Here is a 14,300-nt window from a genome sequence, read left to right as displayed (position 1 = left end):
GTTTCCGGCCACCGGCCGAGGGGCGATCATGGCGGTCCGGAGAGGTGGAGAAGGCCGTTTTCGGAGAGTGTTCGGCCGAAATGCGAGAGGGTCGATCGGACCCCGGTCTCCTCCTTTCGCTGGAGAAGCCAAGGGTCCCTTGTGTCCTGTGGGTTTCCGGTGGTGGAGGCCGGGACGCATCGAGGGTCGACGGCTCTGGACGGCCACTACGACGGACTGCGAGGGGCGACCGCTGCGGCTCAGGTGGAGACGGGGCGATTCTCGGGCATGCGGAAGTAGATCATGGGGTTGTCGGTGCCGGTGTGCACGGGCTCGTCGAGCCCCGGGTCCCGGCGAAGTTCCAAGAGCGCCCTATGGGGCGCGGGGGCCTTGGCCCGCGAGACGGTGAACGGTTCCGTTCCCACGCGGCCAGGACAGCACGGCGGCCCCCTCGGTGAAGGGCAGCGTCCGTTTGCCGAACGCGTAACGTGTCGGCGTGTTCTCACCCTAGCCCCGAAGGGGGCGGTCGATCGTCGCTCCGAGGGCGATTCTCGGAAATCGCGTCGGCGGGCTCTTCCGGATCTCGTGGCGGGGAAGGGGAAGAGCCCCTCCTCAAGGTGGATGAATGCTTCTTTCGGATGTGGAGAAGCGCACCGAAGAAGGTCGTGATATTCGGTTCTCGGGGATGAGATGATCGATCGAGAGTTGATTTATGTTCGATCTGGGGCAAGGGCGTGAGAACGCGCCATTCTCTCGAGAACGGGGGCGGCGATGGGCGGCACCGGGCCCGACGCCACGATCTCGTCCGACTCGGAGCGCGTGCTCGCCGGAGCGCTCACCTGGCTCGCGGATCACGTCGACGCATCTCGCCTTCGGTGCGGGCCCGTATCACTGTCTGGGGCATCGGCCGGCCCGGTCCGAGTTGAGGATCGGCCTCAAAACGCTGTTCGAGGAGTTCCCGGGCCTGAGGCCGGCCGTTCCACCGGAGCGGGTGTGTATGCGTACGACGTCGGCGGTCTACGGGGTCCACGCTCTCCCGTCACCTGGGGAGGGTGAGAAAGGTGAGATCGGGGGTTTTCGGTGAGGTCGAGAAGGGTGGGTTGCGTGGTTCTCGCCAACCCAAGCCTGTTTCATATCATTCGCTCATTTTATTGGTGATCTGATCGGCTCTCTGGGTGAATGATGGGGCGGGCTCTCCTTTTTCGTTCCTCTGGTGGGCATGGATGATTTCGATAGAATCAAGGTGGTCCATGGTCGACGGGAATGAATTCCCGCCTGTGGCATGATCCCGGGGAGCCCGCCCTGGACCTGCGAGGTGTCCGACCGCACGCCGAACGGCTCGCCCCCGACGTCGTCGTGGTCGCTCTGACACGGTGCTCGACCCCGCGGTGATCGGAACCCTCGTGGGCGAGTTCGTCCGTTACGGAGTGGTCCCCCGTGTGGGGGCGGGCGGTCCCGGAACGGGGGGGGACGCGGGCTTCACCGCCCGCGAGCGCGACGTCGTCGAACACGTCACGACCGGCGCCGGCAACGCCGAGATCGCCGGCACGCTCGGGCTTTCGGAGACGACCGTCAAGTCGCACGTGTCCAGCGCCCTCACCGGACTCCGCCTGCGCGACCGGGTCCAGCCGGTGGTCCGGGCCTACCGGAACGGAGCCGTGAGTCCTCCTCCCCCGGGAGAGGGACGGGGGCCGACGTCCTGTCCTGAACCGTCGGGTCGGGGAACGGGACCGCGTCATGGCCGGGGCGCCATAGGATTGTGCTGATCACCCGTCCGCCGAAGAAACGGTTCTCATCTGATGACCGCCATCACCCGTGATGAGGTCGCGCACCTCGCCCGGTTGTCGCGGCTGGCACTCGACGAGAGCGAGCTCGACACGCTCGCCGCCCAGCTCGGTGACATCCTCACCGCCGTGGCCAAGGTGCAGGAGGTCGCCCAGGGCGACATCCCGCCGAGCTCGCACGCCCTGCCGCTGACCAACGTCTACCGCCCCGACGAGGCCAAGCCCGGCCTCACCCCCGAACAAGCCCTGGCCGGCGCCCCCGCGGTGGAGGACCAGCGCTTCCGGGTGCCGCGGATCCTGGGGGAGGAAGAGTAGATGAGCGACGTCATCGGTCTCAGCGCCGCCGAACTCGGCGCGGCCATCAAGGCGGGCGAGGTCTCCTCGGAAGAGGCGACCACCGCCTACCTCGACCGTATCGAGTCGGTCGACGGAGACATCAACGCGTTCCTGCACGTGCGCAGGGAGACCGCCCTGGCCCAGGCCCGCGAGGTCGACGCCCGACGTTCCTCCGGCGCCGAGCTCGGCCCCCTCGCCGGTGTGCCGGTCGCGCACAAGGACGTGTTCACCACCAAGGACATGCCGACCACCGCCGCCTCCAAGATCCTGGAGGGCTGGCGACCGCCCTACGACGCCACCGTCACCGAACGGCTGCGCGAGGCCGGTCTGGTCATCCTCGGCAAGACCAACATGGACGAGTTCGCGATGGGCTCCTCCACGGAGAACTCCGCCTACCAGATCACCCGCAACCCCTGGGACACCGCCCGCATCCCCGGCGGCTCCTCCGGCGGTTCCTCCGCGGCCGTGGCCGCCTTCGAGGCGCCGCTGGCCACCGGTACCGACACGGGCGGCTCCATCCGTCAGCCCGCCGCCGTGTGCGGCCTGGTCGGCGGAAAGCCCACCTACGGCGGCTCCTCCCGCTACGGGATGATCGCCTTCGCCTCTTCCCTGGACACCCCCGGCCCGTTCGCGCGCAACGTGCTCGACGCCGCCCTGCTCCACGAGGCCTTCTCCGGCCACGACCCGCGTGACTCCACCTCCATCGACGCCCCCGTGCCGCCGGTGGTCGACGCCGCGCGGATGGGCGACGTCGAGGGGCTGCGCGTCGGCGTCGTCAAGGAGTTGGACAGCGACGGCTTCCAGCCCGGTGTCCGGCAGCGCTTCCGCGAGACGGTGGAGCTGCTGGAGTCCCTGGGCGCCAAGGTCGTCGAGGTGTCCTGCCCCAGCTTCGACGCCGCCCTGTCGGCCTACTACCTCATCGCGCCCAGCGAGTGCTCCTCCAACCTGGCCCGCTTCGACGCCATGCGGTACGGCCTGCGGGTGGGCGACGACGGCACGCGCAGCGCCGAAGAGGTCATGTCCCTGACCCGCGCCCAGGGCTTCGGCCCCGAGGTCAAGCGTCGGATCATGCTCGGCACCTACGCGCTGTCCAGCGGCTACTACGACGCCTACTACGGCAGCGCCCAGCAGGTTCGTACGCTGATCAAGCGCGACTTCGACGCCGCCTTCGAGAACGTGGACGTGCTGGTCTCGCCGACCACGCCGACCACCGCCTTCCCGATCGGTGAGCGCTCCGAGGACCCGATGGCCATGTACCTGGCCGACCTGTGCACGATCCCGTCCAACCTGGCCGGGAACGCCTCGCTGTCGGTGCCGTGCGGCCTGGCCCCGGAGGACGACCTGCCGGTCGGCTTCCAGATCATGGCGCCGCCGCTGGCCGACGACCGCACCTACCGGGTGGCGGCCGCCGTCGAGCGGGCCCTGACCGAACGGGACGGCTCGCTCATCGCCCGCAGCCCCTACGCCGTCTCCTAGAGACCGCGTACGAACGACGCCCCGCCCCGGAACCTCCGGGGCGGGGCGTTCGTCGTTCCGGCGCTCAGAGGCGGTCGAGGAACCCCGTGATCCGCTCGTGCGGCCCCTCGGGGATCGAGATCCCCCAACGGTCCGCGGCCTCCCGTGCGAGTTCGCGACTCCACGTCCAACTCTCGCGCACCGTTCGCCGCACCTCTTCGGGATCGGTGGTACCGGTGGTCCGGCCGTACCGTTCGACGACGTCGCCGGGCAGGTCGGCCTCCAACGCACGGCTGGGGGTGAGCCAGTGGTCGGTGGAGCCGTGCAGGAGGCGGGCCAGTTTGAGCTGGTGCGGGGCGACCATGACGGCCAGGCCGGCGTGGGCCCGGGCGTACTCGCCCCGGGCCAGGACCTGGCCGGTCATGAGCGTCCAGTTCGCGAGCTCCCCGATGAGCCGTTCCGCGGTGGGCGCGGGGTCCGGAACGACCGGTTCGACCAGTGGACGCACGGCCTCGGTGAGCCGACCGGTGCGGTCCAAGAGCACGGCGGTCTCGGGGGAGGGGAGGTGGATCATGCCCTTCCACGAGGCGATCTCGGGGATGGCGGAACCGGCCGCCTCGATGTGGAACTCGCCGCGCATGAGGTCGTCGAAGATCACGGCCAGGATGCCGAACAGGTTGGTGTAGGCCAGTTCGAGCGGGGCCAGTCGGGAGACGAACTCCGTGCCGTCGAAGGATGCGGCGTGTTCGTCGGCGACGTACAGGTAGGCCTCGATGTCGGAGTGCGCGTCCGCCTCCCCCTGGGTCCATGAACCGTAGAGGAGGACGCCCTCCAGTCGGGGTTCGGCCTCGGCGATCTCACGGAGGCGGGCGATACGCCGGTCCAGGGCGATGGCGGGTCGGGGCATGGAGGCGGCTCCGGGGTCGCGATTCGTGGACGAGGGGTCCGCGCCGAGCGGACCGGCCTCAGGTTCCCAGAACCGGTGGGCTCCCGCACGCCTTTTCCCTTGAGCGGACGAACGGCGGCGCACCCGGGAACGAGAAGGGGCCCGCCCCGCCGTGGAACACCACGGTGGGGCGGGCCCCGTACTTCTTCCGGAGCCGGTCCTAGACCTCGGTGGCCTTGCGCTTGCGGCTCAGGTAGAGGGCGCCTCCGCCGGCGGCGAGGGCGGCCACGCCGGCGGCGACGAGGCCGGCGAGCGCGCCACCGGTCACGGGGAGGGTGGGCTTGTCGTCCTCGGCGGGCGGGGTGGGCTTGTCGTCACCCGGCTTGGTGGGCTCCTCGCTCGGCGACGGGGTCGGAGCGGGGGTCTCGGTGGGCTCCTCGCTCGGCGACGGGGTCGGGGTCGGGGACGGGGTCTCCTCGCCCTCGCCGTCGTCACCACCGGTCGAGGCCTCCCAGGAGGCCGAGGCGGAGGCGGAGACCGTGACCTCGTCGCTCTTGGCGGTGATCAGGGTCTGGGTGGGGTTGTCCGCGTCCTCGCCCTTGAACAGACGGCCCTGACGGACGGTGGAACCGGTCTCCAGGGAGAAGGAGGCCTCGCCGGCCTCGGCGCCCTCGGGGACGGAGAAGCCGACCGTGTCGCCACCGCTGACGGTGGTGACGGCCTCGCCGGTCTCGACGTCGACCAGTTCGACGCCCTCGGGGGCGGTCAGGTCGATCGGGATCTCGGTGGCCTCGGTGGAGATCTCGAACTCGCCGACGGTCTCACCGGCGGTGCCGGTGGCGCTGCTCGGGTCGATGCTCAGAGCGGCGGCCGGCTCCTGGGGCAGGTCCTCGGCGGCCTCGATGAGGTGGTCGTAGATGGCCTGGACGTTGCCGGGGCCGCGGGTCAGGTTCGCGCCGTTGCTGAAGTGCCAGATGGCGGCCTGGGTGGCGGCCAGGGCCTCGGCCTCGGTCACCCGGGCGGAGTTGGCGTCGGAGGCGTCGGCCAGCTCCTGGGCGCTCTTCTCCGGGTAGCCGTTCTGGAGGAGCCAGTGGATCTTGCCCGGCTCGGCGAACTCGCCCTGACCGTCGTAGTTGTTCCAGGAGCCTTCCCGGTACCAGGCCTGGCTCCGGATGCTCGTCTTGATGTCGATGCAGTAGGCGATGAGCTCGTCGCCACCCTCCAGACGGAGGGTGAACAGGCTGGTGCTGATGGACTGGCCGTCCATCTGCACGGAGGAGCCGGACTGGTGGTTGCTCACGTACTGGGCGCGCACGGAGCCTTCGTAGATCTCGTCGGCCATGGCGGCCGGGGCGGCCATCCCGAACGCCAGCAGAGCGGCGGCGGAGGTGGCCAGGCCCGCGCGGGCGAAGGCGCGGGGGGAGGGGGAGAGCTTCACGTTGTGTCCTGTCGTGAGGTGCTGTGCCACGTGCCCCCGAGGGGCGTTACGACAGCGGGGAGGGAGGCGGGCCCGAGGGGCGGCCGAACAAGGGGATCGGCGCTCGTTGAAGGGCCCGAGGGCACAGCGGATCGTTTGTTCCTGTCCGATATTAGCGATCTGTCGGTCCGCTTCCAAGCCGGCGGGGGCCGATCGCCCTTGACCTGTGGGTTCCATGACGAAGGGCCCGCCCCGCGGTCGATCGCGGGGCGGGCCCTGGGCCGGAACGGGGACGTTCTAGACGTCCGTGCCCTCACCGGTCGGAGCCTTGCGCTTGCGGCTCAGGTAGAGGGCGCCTCCGCCGGCGGCGAGGGCCGCGACGCCCGCTGCGACGAGGCCGGCGAGCGCGCCACCGGTCACGGGGAGGGTGGGCTTGTCGTCCTCGGCGGGCGGGGTGGGCTTGTCGTCACCCGGCGTCGTCGGCTCCTCGGACGGCGAGGGGCTCGGGCTGGGGCTGGGGCTCGGAGAGGGGGACGGACTGGGGGAGGGGGTCTCCTCGCCGTCCTCATCGTCCGGCTTGACCTCCCAGGACGCCGAGGCCGACGCGGAGACCGGAACGTCCCCGCCCTCGGCGGTGATCAGCGTCTGGGTGGGCGTGTTCTCGTCCTTGCCCTTGAACAGGCGACCCTGCTCGACGTAGGAGGTGCCCTCCAGGGAGAAGGAGGCCTCGCCGGCCTCGGCGTCCTCGGGGACGGAGAAGCCGACCGTGTCGCCGTCGTCGACCGAGGTGACGACCTCGCCCGTCTCGACGTCGACCAGTTCGACGCCCTCGGGTGCGGTCAGGTTCAGCTCGACCTCGGTGGCGGTCGTCTTCACGAGGAACTCGCCGACGATCTCGCCCGCCGTGCCCTCGGCGGAGCCCGGCTCGATGCTCAGAGCGGGGCCCGGCTCCTGGGGCTGGTCCTCGGCCGCTTCGACCAGGTACTCGTAGACCGCCTCGACGGCCGCGTCGTTACCCGAGCCGAGGTCCATGTCGTTGCTGAAGCGCCAGATGGCGGCCTGGGTGCCGGCCAGGGCGTCGGCGGTGCTCAGACCTTCGACGCCGGCCTTCTCACCGAGCTCCTCGGCCCCGACGGTGGGGTAGGAGTTCTGGAGGATCCAGTGCACCTTGCCGGCCTCGGCGAAGGAGCCGAGACCGGGGTAGTTCGCCCAGTCGTCCTCGACGTACTCGGCGCCGGAGACGATGTTGGTGCGGAAGTCGATGCAGTAGGTGGTGAGCAGGGTGCCGTCGGTCAGCTCCAGGTTGAAGAGGCTGGCCGGGGCCGATCCGCCGGCCATGCGGACGGTGGGGCCGTTCTCGGCGTCACCGACGTACCGGCCCTCGACGGAGCCCTCGTAGGTCTCGACCTCGTCGGCTGCGGCCGGGCCGGCCAGGCCGAAGGCGAGCAGGGCCGCGGCGGAGGCCGCCAGACCCACGCGTCCGGCGCTGCGGGGGAGGGAGAAGTTGCTCAAGTTGTGTCCCGGTGTCTTCTAGGGGTGACCGGATGGATATCCGCCCTTCCCATCTGAAAGCTGTGGGGAGCGGAAGCGGACGACGTCGACGCGAGCCCTGGTGATGAAGGCGTGGAAAAGGGTGTCGTCGAAAAGGCGACATGGGAGGACACCACGATCGGGGACAGGGGGTTGTGGGTTCCACGGGAGGGACGTGCCCTTCACCGAGGGTCTCGAGACGCGGGAGCGGGCCGCGTGCGCCATGGATGGTCGACCGCCCGCCCGATACTAGCGAGCCGCCCCAACGCTTCCAACCGGATTCGCGAAAATGTGATGTGTTCCGGTTCCGAATAAAACAGAACACGGGAAATCCGCATTATGGGTGAGTGTTATGGAACGCCGTTCCCCGTTTCGCCGTCGTTCCGATGGCTCAGTCGCGCCGTTTCCGGCCGAGGACCAGAATGAGCAGCCCGGACACCACCAGAGCGCCGGCGATCACCAGGAGGCCGGACAGCCAGGTTCCGGTGATCGCGAGGCCGCTCTTCTCCTGGTTTCGGTCATCACCGTCCGTGGCGGTCGGTGACGCCTCGGGCGGCTCGGTGGCCGTGTCCTCTTCGGGCGGAGGGATCTCCGACTCGTCCACCACGGGCGGCGCGGCCTCCTCTTCGTCCTCCACCTCGCTCTCAGGGGGCTCCTCGCCGTTCCAGGTGAGGGTGGCGCTGGTGGCGCTGGTCGCCACGCCCGGCTCGGCGGTGATGAGGGGCTGGGTGCGGACACCCTCGCGTCCGGTGAACAGTCGCCCCTCCTCCAAGGGGACGTCGCTGCCGCGCAGGTGCAGGGTGGCCACTCCGGCGGGAACCGACGGGTCCACCGCCAGATAGAGATCCTCGCCGTCCTCGACGGTGGAGATCTCGCGCCCGTCGGCGTCCACCAACCAGGAGGCCGGGGCGCCGCGCAGCGACGCCTGGACCGAACCGCCTCCGGCCACGGAGACCGTCAACGGGCCCAGCGGCTCTTCGGGGGCGACCGCCTCCAGTTGGTTCGGGGTGACCTCCAGGGAGCGGGCGGTCGCCCCGGTCTCCGCCGACCGACTGCCCTCGACCAGGTGGTCGTAGAGGCGCAGGACGGTCTGGGAGTTGCTCTCCTCGTCGAGCTCCGTGCCGTCCAGGACGTTCCAGAGGGCCGCCTGCGTCGCCGCTATCGCGTCCGGCCCCTCCACGAAGGGCAGACCGGAGGCCAGGGCCAGGGAGGGGAGGGGCTCGTTCGGGTAGGAGTTGCTCACGATCCAGTTCGCGCGGTCGGCCGGGTTCGGGGCGGCGGACGTCCCGGTCCAGTGGGGGGTGTCGGTCCACTCGGACTCGACGTAGGCGGTGCGGGGACGCACCTCCTCGTCCAAGAGCATCGGATAGGCGCGCACGGAGTCCTCGTCGGCGACGCGCAGGCTGAACAGCGCCGTCTCCGCCTCCCGGCCGTCCTCGAGCACGACCGGCGAACCCATGACCGGATCACGGTCCACGCGGGAGAAGTCCTCGGCGAGGGCCGGAGCGGTGGTGAGGGCACCGATCAGAGCGGATGCGGAAAGCAGCGCGGCGCACCGACGCAGGATGTCGGACATGCTCAGGCGCTCCTGTACGAAGGCGGTCGAGGTGTCGAGGCCTCGACCGGCGAAATCGTGTTCCTGGACCATCCAGACTAATGGTCCGGCACCCTGGGTGACGGTAGATCTCCTCTACAGCGGCTCAATCGTGCACTGGCCGTGACATCCGTAGGGCCTTCCGTGTTCGGGTGCGGGGACAGTCGACCTCCGAGCGTCGGTAGGCTGACCTGGAAGGTATGTCCTCTACGGAAACGGGTTTGCGGCGATGGCCCACGCGGTAACTCCTAGCCCTGCCACAGACGATGGCGGCACCACCCCGGTGGCCTTTGAGCAGGCGCTGACCAGGTACGAGCCCGTACTCGGTCTGGAGACCCACATCGAACTGGGTACCGCCTCCAAGATGTTCTGCTCCTGCCCCACCGCGTTCGGCGCCGAGCCCAATACGCAGGTGTGTCCGGTCTGTCTCGCCTTCCCCGGCTCTCTGCCGGTGGTGAACGAGAAGGCCGTGGAGAGCGCGATCCGTCTGGGGCTGGCGCTCAACTGCTCCATCGCCCCCTGGGGCCGTTTCGCCCGGAAGAACTACTTCTACCCGGACATGCCGAAGAACTACCAGATCTCGCAGTACGACGAGCCGATCTGTGTGGACGGTCACCTCGACGTCACCGTCGACACCCCGGACGGCCCCCGCGAGTTCCGGATCGAGATCGAGCGCGTGCACATGGAGGAGGACACCGGCAAGTCCTCCCACGTGGGCGGTTCGACCGGCCGGATCCACGGCGCCAGCCACTCCAACGTGGACTACAACCGCGCCGGGATCCCCCTGCTGGAGATCGTGACCAAGCCGATCACCGGGACGGGTGAGCTCGCCCCGCTGGTCGCCCGCGCCTACGCCGCCGAGCTGCGCGACCTCGCGCGCTCCCTGGGCATCTCCGACGTGCGCATGGAGGAGGGCTCCATGCGCTGCGACGTGAACGTGTCCATCAACGAGATCGGCGCCGCCGAGTGGGGCACCCGGAGCGAGACCAAGAACGTCAACTCGCTGCGTTCGGTCGAGCGGGCCGTGCTCTCGGAGATCGAGCGCCAGGCCGGCGTCCTCGACGCGGGCGGTCGCGTCGTCCAGGAGACCCGTCACTTCCAGGAGCACCTCGGTCGCAGCACCTCGGGCCGCTCCAAGGAGGAGGCGCAGGACTACCGTTACTTCCCGGACCCCGACCTGGTCCCGGTCGCGCCCTCCGCCGAGTGGGTGGAGGAGCTGCGCGCCACCCTGCCCGAGCTGCCCGCAGCCAAGCGCGCCCGGGTCAAGTCCGAGTGGAACCTGAGCGACACCGAGCTGCGCGACCTGATCAACGCCGACGCGATCGACCTGGTCGAGGCGACCGTGGTCGCCGGAGCACCCTCCGCCGAGGCCCGCAAGCTGTGGCTGAACGAGCTGTCCCGGCGCGCCACCGAGCAGGAGACGGAGCTGGGCGCCCTGCCCATCACCCCCGCCCAGGTGGCCCGGATCATCGTCCTGGTGGCCGAGGGGACGCTCACCAATAAGCTGGCACGCCAGGTCGTCGAGGGTGTTCTGGCAGGCGAGGGGGAGCCCGACGCCGTCGTGGAGTCCCGCGGCCTCAAGGTCGTCAGCGACGACGGTGCCCTCGGCGCCGCCGTCGACGAGGCCATCGCCGCCAACCCCGACGTCGCGGAGAAGGTGCGCGGCGGCAAGGTGGCCGCGGCCGGAGCCCTGGTGGGCGCGGTCATGAAGGCCACGCGGGGGCAGGCCGACGCGGGCCGCGCACGTGAGCTGATCCTGGCCAAACTGACGGGGTGAGACCCCGGACGGGGTCGATCCGCCGTTCACACGGATCGTCCCAGAGAGTGGTTCGGCGCCGTGGAGAGCGGTACGTCGTCCCCGGACACGCCCGAGAGGTCGTTCGGGGACACACCCGGAGGGGGCTCCACGGCGCCGTTCCCATATCCGGACACGGCGCGGCGAAACCCGAAAAGGAGATGACCGAGCGTAGTCGCTCCGTCGTCATCTCTCAGCCGGGCCTCAATCGCCGTGTGACCTTGGTTGCGTAGGGTGTCCACGCACGGGAGGTGCGTGCGGTCCCCGGGGCTCTCCCCTCCATCGCTCGCCCCCGTCCCGCCGCATGCCGGGCGCCAGCCCACGGCGTGAGCGAACGCCGCGCCCCGAGTCGAGTGATCACGAGGTGGGTGCTCCATGTCCGAGGAGAGAGCGGAGCGTCGGCCACGGGCCGGCCGCGCCGCGCCGCGCTCACGGGGAGGTCGGTGATGGGCCTCCAGGCACGTCGCCTGTCGTTGTTCGGGCTGGGCGCGCTCTTCCTCCTCTATCTCCTGGGAACGCTGATCCCGGCGGGAGAGTCCACCCTGGCCGCCGAGCTGGGGCAGTGGCCGAACGCGTTGGTGGCCGGAGTCGCCGGCGGCTCTCTGCTGTACGCCTCCAAACGATGGGCCAGGACCGGCGCGGACCGGGAGGCCCATGTGGACGGGGCGGACGGTCCGGCCGCGCTGCGCTTTCTCGGACTGGCCGCGCTGGCCTGGTGCGCGGGTGCTCTTACTCACGCCATCACCCGGACCTTCAGCGCCGGGTCGGTCTTCTCGATCACTCTGGGTGATCTCTTCGCCTTGGCGGCCCTGCCACTCTTCGTGATCGGTTTCACCCGATTCGCCCCATGGCCGGGTGGTCTGCGTACGGCCATGCGCCACATCACCGACAGCTACGTGTGCGCGGCGGCGGTCTTCTCCGTCGTATGGGTCCTGCTGTTCTCGCCCCTGTACAAGGAACTGGGCGAGGGCGCCGGACTGCTCGGCTTCGCCCTGGTGTACCCGGTGGCCGACATCGTGGTGCTGTGCCTGCTCATCCCGCTCGTGTTCATGTCGCCGCACAGCACGCGGCGCGCGGTGCTGGTGGCGATCGGGGCGCTCGTGGTCATCGCCTCCTCCGACCTCATCGGCGCGGTCACCCGACTGACCGGACCGCCCGTGGCGGGCGGCGTCGAACAGCCGGTGCGCTTCCTGGGCTTCGCCCTGCTGGGCGCCCTGCCGTGGCTGGTGGAGCACCGACCGGGCGCCGAACCGCGCCGGATCACCGGGCGGGGGCTTTACCGTTTCGCCCCCGAGATCGCCGCCCTGGGAGCGGTCCTGCTGGCCACGATCGTGCTCACGGTGGGAGGCCTGAGCCTGCCGGGCGTGGCACCGGCGCTGCCGCTGGCGGCGGGCACCGCCGTGCTGGTGCTGGTGGTGCGCGTGCTGGGGATGTTGGAGGAGAACTCCACGCTCACCCGCATGGTCCGCAACCGCGAGGGGCACTTCAACGAACTGGCCCGCAACAGCGGCGACGTCATCCTGGTCCTGGACCGCGACGGCGGCGTGTTCTACGTCAGTCCGGGGACGGCCGAGGCCTTCGGCTATCGGCTGGACGACGTGCTGGCGGCCCCGGTCACCACACTCATCCACCCCGAGGACCTCTCCCGGATCAAGGCCGTCACCGACCTGTTCGAGGAGCGGTCGAACCAGGGGGTGCACCTGCGCCTGCGCGTGCGGGCCGCCGACGGCACCTGGCGGCACACCGAGTCCACGGTCTCCCTCTACGAACAGCCGGGCGAGCCCGACCGTCTCCTGGTGACCACCCGGGACATCAGCGCCCAGGTGGCGCTCCAGGACCAGGTCGAGCACCTGACCTTCCACGACGGGGTCACCGGTCTGCCCAACCGTGCCTACCTGGAGGAGCGGGCCAGCGACGTGCTGGCGCACCGGGCGATCAACGACGAGAACACCGGCGACATCGCGCTGATCTTCCTGGACCTGGACGGGTTCACCGCCGTCAACGACTCGGCCGGACACGTGCGCGGCGACCACATGCTCGGGCAGGCCGCGCGCCGCCTGCGCGGAGAGCTGGAGTCCAACGCCACCCTGGCCCGCTGGGGCGGCGACGAGTTCGCGGTCCTGGTCGAGGACGTGCCGGAGGCCCAGCGGGTGGTCGATCTGGCCGAGCGCCTGGGGCGTGTGATCGCCTCCGAGCCCTTCCAGGTGGCCGACCGCGACATGGTGCTGACCGCGAGCATCGGGGTGGCCTTCGCCGAGCCGACCACGGACAGCGGAGAGCTGCTGCGCAACGCCGACGTGGCGATGACCAGGGCCAAGGAGCGCGGGACCGGGCACGTGGAGGTCTACGCCGCGCACATGCACGAGATGGTCGTGGCGCGGTTGGAGTTGCAGATCCGGTTGCGCCGGGCGCTCGCGGACGGCGAGTTCTTCCTGGAGTATCAGCCGATCGTGGATCTGGGCACCTCCCAGGTGACGGCGGTGGAGGCCCTGGTCCGCTGGAACCGCGACGGAGAGGTCGTGGGCCCGGACGCCTTCATCGGTGCGGCCGAGGAATCGGGTCTGATCGTGCCGCTGGGGGAGTGGATCCTGCGGGAGGCCTGCGAGAAGGTCGCCGTGTGGCGGGTCTCGGACTGGGACATCGGCCTCTCGGTGAACCTGTCCGTCAAGCAGGTGCTCTCACCCCGCTTCGTCCGGACCGTCGAAGGGGTGCTCGCGGAGACGGGGCTGTCCGCGGAGGTCCTGACCCTGGAGGTGGACGAGGAGGTCCTCTTGGAGGACGAGGGGGACGCGGTCGCCCGCCTGGGCGAGCTGCGGGAACTGGGCGTGCGCCTGGCCATCGACGACTACGGCATGGGGTACGCCTCCCTGGCCCATCTGCGCGAGTTGAGCGTGGACTCGATCAAGATCGACCCGTCCTTCATCGCCGACCTGGGGCGCGACGACACGGTCACGCTGCTCACGCACACGATCATCCAGCTCGGCCGGGATCTGGGGGTCCAGGTGGTGGCCGAGGGCATCGAACGCCCGGAACAGTTGGAGCAGCTTCGGGCGATGGGTTGCGACCACGGCCAGGGCTTCCTGGTGGCCCGCCCGATGCCGGCCGAGGGCGTTGACTCCCTCGCCGGGGGAGAGGCCGGCCCGGACCTGTGAGGGGGCGGCGTCTCTTCGGGCGGTCCGCTCCCGTTTCGGGATGAAGGGGGCGTTGGCCCCCGAAGTTCCTTTATCTGGGCAGTTCGGGAACATCATGTTAAGTGCGCCTAACGAAGGCGCCCTCGAACCCCTGTCGCGTGTTCTCCATTACATGAGACGCCCGCCTGATCCTTATTTGCGCAGGTCAGATGGGGTCTATCGAGTGCGACTCGGATTGAATGCTGATATTTGTGTCTCACTATTTGAGATAATCTGTAGTTCTGGTTGACGTGCGACCGGCACTTCGGCCAATGTTGTGAACGTGCAGAGCAACTCCCTGATTCTCGTACTTGGTCGGCGCGCAGCCCACTGAGCTACTTCTGCTGCGCGCCA

The 14,300-nt window shown here is 69.9% G+C and carries 10 protein-coding genes; 5 read left to right on the top strand and 5 right to left on the bottom strand.

What is annotated here, in order from left to right; translation table 11 throughout:
- Positions 1–239 precede the first annotated feature (239 nt).
- Positions 240–404, bottom strand: a complete 165-nt coding sequence (locus TR33_RS25955) for a hypothetical protein (protein WP_017535778.1) — start codon at positions 402–404, stop codon at positions 240–242.
- Positions 405–1,352: 948 nt separating this feature from the next.
- Here TR33_RS25955 and TR33_RS10010 point away from each other — a divergent pair.
- Genes TR33_RS10010 through gatA form a run of 3 tightly spaced genes read left to right on the top strand, consistent with a single transcriptional unit; the run spans position 1,353 to position 3,575 of the window.
- Positions 1,353–1,745, top strand: coding sequence for a response regulator transcription factor (locus tag TR33_RS10010; protein ID WP_042282826.1), 393 nt, complete (start codon positions 1,353–1,355; stop codon positions 1,743–1,745).
- Positions 1,746–1,778: 33 nt separating this feature from the next.
- Positions 1,779–2,078 carry an Asp-tRNA(Asn)/Glu-tRNA(Gln) amidotransferase subunit GatC gene (gatC, locus tag TR33_RS10005; RefSeq protein ID WP_014911146.1) on the top strand — a complete coding sequence of 100 codons (300 nt, stop codon included), beginning with the start codon at positions 1,779–1,781 and terminating at the stop codon, positions 2,076–2,078.
- Positions 2,079–3,575, top strand: a complete 1,497-nt coding sequence (gene gatA, locus TR33_RS10000; protein ID WP_017535776.1) for an Asp-tRNA(Asn)/Glu-tRNA(Gln) amidotransferase subunit GatA — start codon at positions 2,079–2,081, stop codon at positions 3,573–3,575.
- Between the two features lie 64 nt (positions 3,576–3,639).
- Here the strand turns inward: gatA and TR33_RS09995 are convergent, their stop codons facing one another.
- From TR33_RS09995 to TR33_RS09980, 4 genes are all read right to left on the bottom strand, one after another.
- Complete coding sequence (locus TR33_RS09995; protein WP_017535775.1) at positions 3,640–4,461, bottom strand: DNA polymerase subunit beta; 822 nt, start codon at positions 4,459–4,461, stop codon at positions 3,640–3,642.
- Between the two features lie 199 nt (positions 4,462–4,660).
- Positions 4,661–5,878, bottom strand: coding sequence for a thioester domain-containing protein (locus TR33_RS09990; RefSeq protein WP_042282823.1), 1,218 nt, complete (start codon positions 5,876–5,878; stop codon positions 4,661–4,663).
- 276 nt (positions 5,879–6,154) lie between these two features.
- Complete coding sequence (locus tag TR33_RS09985) at positions 6,155–7,369, bottom strand: thioester domain-containing protein (RefSeq protein WP_042282821.1); 1,215 nt, start codon at positions 7,367–7,369, stop codon at positions 6,155–6,157.
- Between the two features lie 409 nt (positions 7,370–7,778).
- Positions 7,779–8,963: a thioester domain-containing protein gene (locus TR33_RS09980; RefSeq protein ID WP_026125161.1), complete on the bottom strand. Its 1,185-nt coding sequence runs from the start codon at positions 8,961–8,963 to the stop codon at positions 7,779–7,781.
- 301 nt (positions 8,964–9,264) lie between these two features.
- Between TR33_RS09980 and gatB the strand changes: the two genes are divergently transcribed.
- Complete coding sequence (gatB, locus tag TR33_RS09975) at positions 9,265–10,758, top strand: Asp-tRNA(Asn)/Glu-tRNA(Gln) amidotransferase subunit GatB (protein ID WP_042282819.1); 1,494 nt, start codon at positions 9,265–9,267, stop codon at positions 10,756–10,758.
- A gap of 464 nt (positions 10,759–11,222) precedes the next feature.
- On the top strand, positions 11,223–13,928 hold the full coding sequence (locus TR33_RS09970; RefSeq protein WP_014912931.1) for a GGDEF domain-containing phosphodiesterase: 2,706 nt from the start codon (positions 11,223–11,225) through the stop codon (positions 13,926–13,928).
- Positions 13,929–14,300: the final 372 nt, after the last annotated feature.

Origin of the sequence: Nocardiopsis alba (assembly GCF_000710955.1) — a bacterium.
Taxonomy (GTDB): domain Bacteria; phylum Actinomycetota; class Actinomycetes; order Streptosporangiales; family Streptosporangiaceae; genus Nocardiopsis; species Nocardiopsis alba.
This window is presented reverse-complemented; position numbering and strand designations above follow the sequence as displayed.

Excerpts from the sequence above, each read along its gene's own strand:
- gatC (WP_014911146.1), top strand. The coding sequence starts at position 1,779 with ATGACCGCCATCACCCGTGATGAGGTCGCGCACCTCGCCCGGTTGTCG.
- TR33_RS09995 (WP_017535775.1), bottom strand. The coding sequence starts at position 4,461 with ATGCCCCGACCCGCCATCGCCCTGGACCGGCGTATCGCCCGCCTCCGT.
- TR33_RS09970 (WP_014912931.1), top strand. The coding sequence starts at position 11,223 with ATGGGCCTCCAGGCACGTCGCCTGTCGTTGTTCGGGCTGGGCGCGCTC.
- TR33_RS09980 (WP_026125161.1), bottom strand. The coding sequence starts at position 8,963 with ATGTCCGACATCCTGCGTCGGTGCGCCGCGCTGCTTTCCGCATCCGCT.
- gatA (WP_017535776.1), top strand. The coding sequence starts at position 2,079 with ATGAGCGACGTCATCGGTCTCAGCGCCGCCGAACTCGGCGCGGCCATC.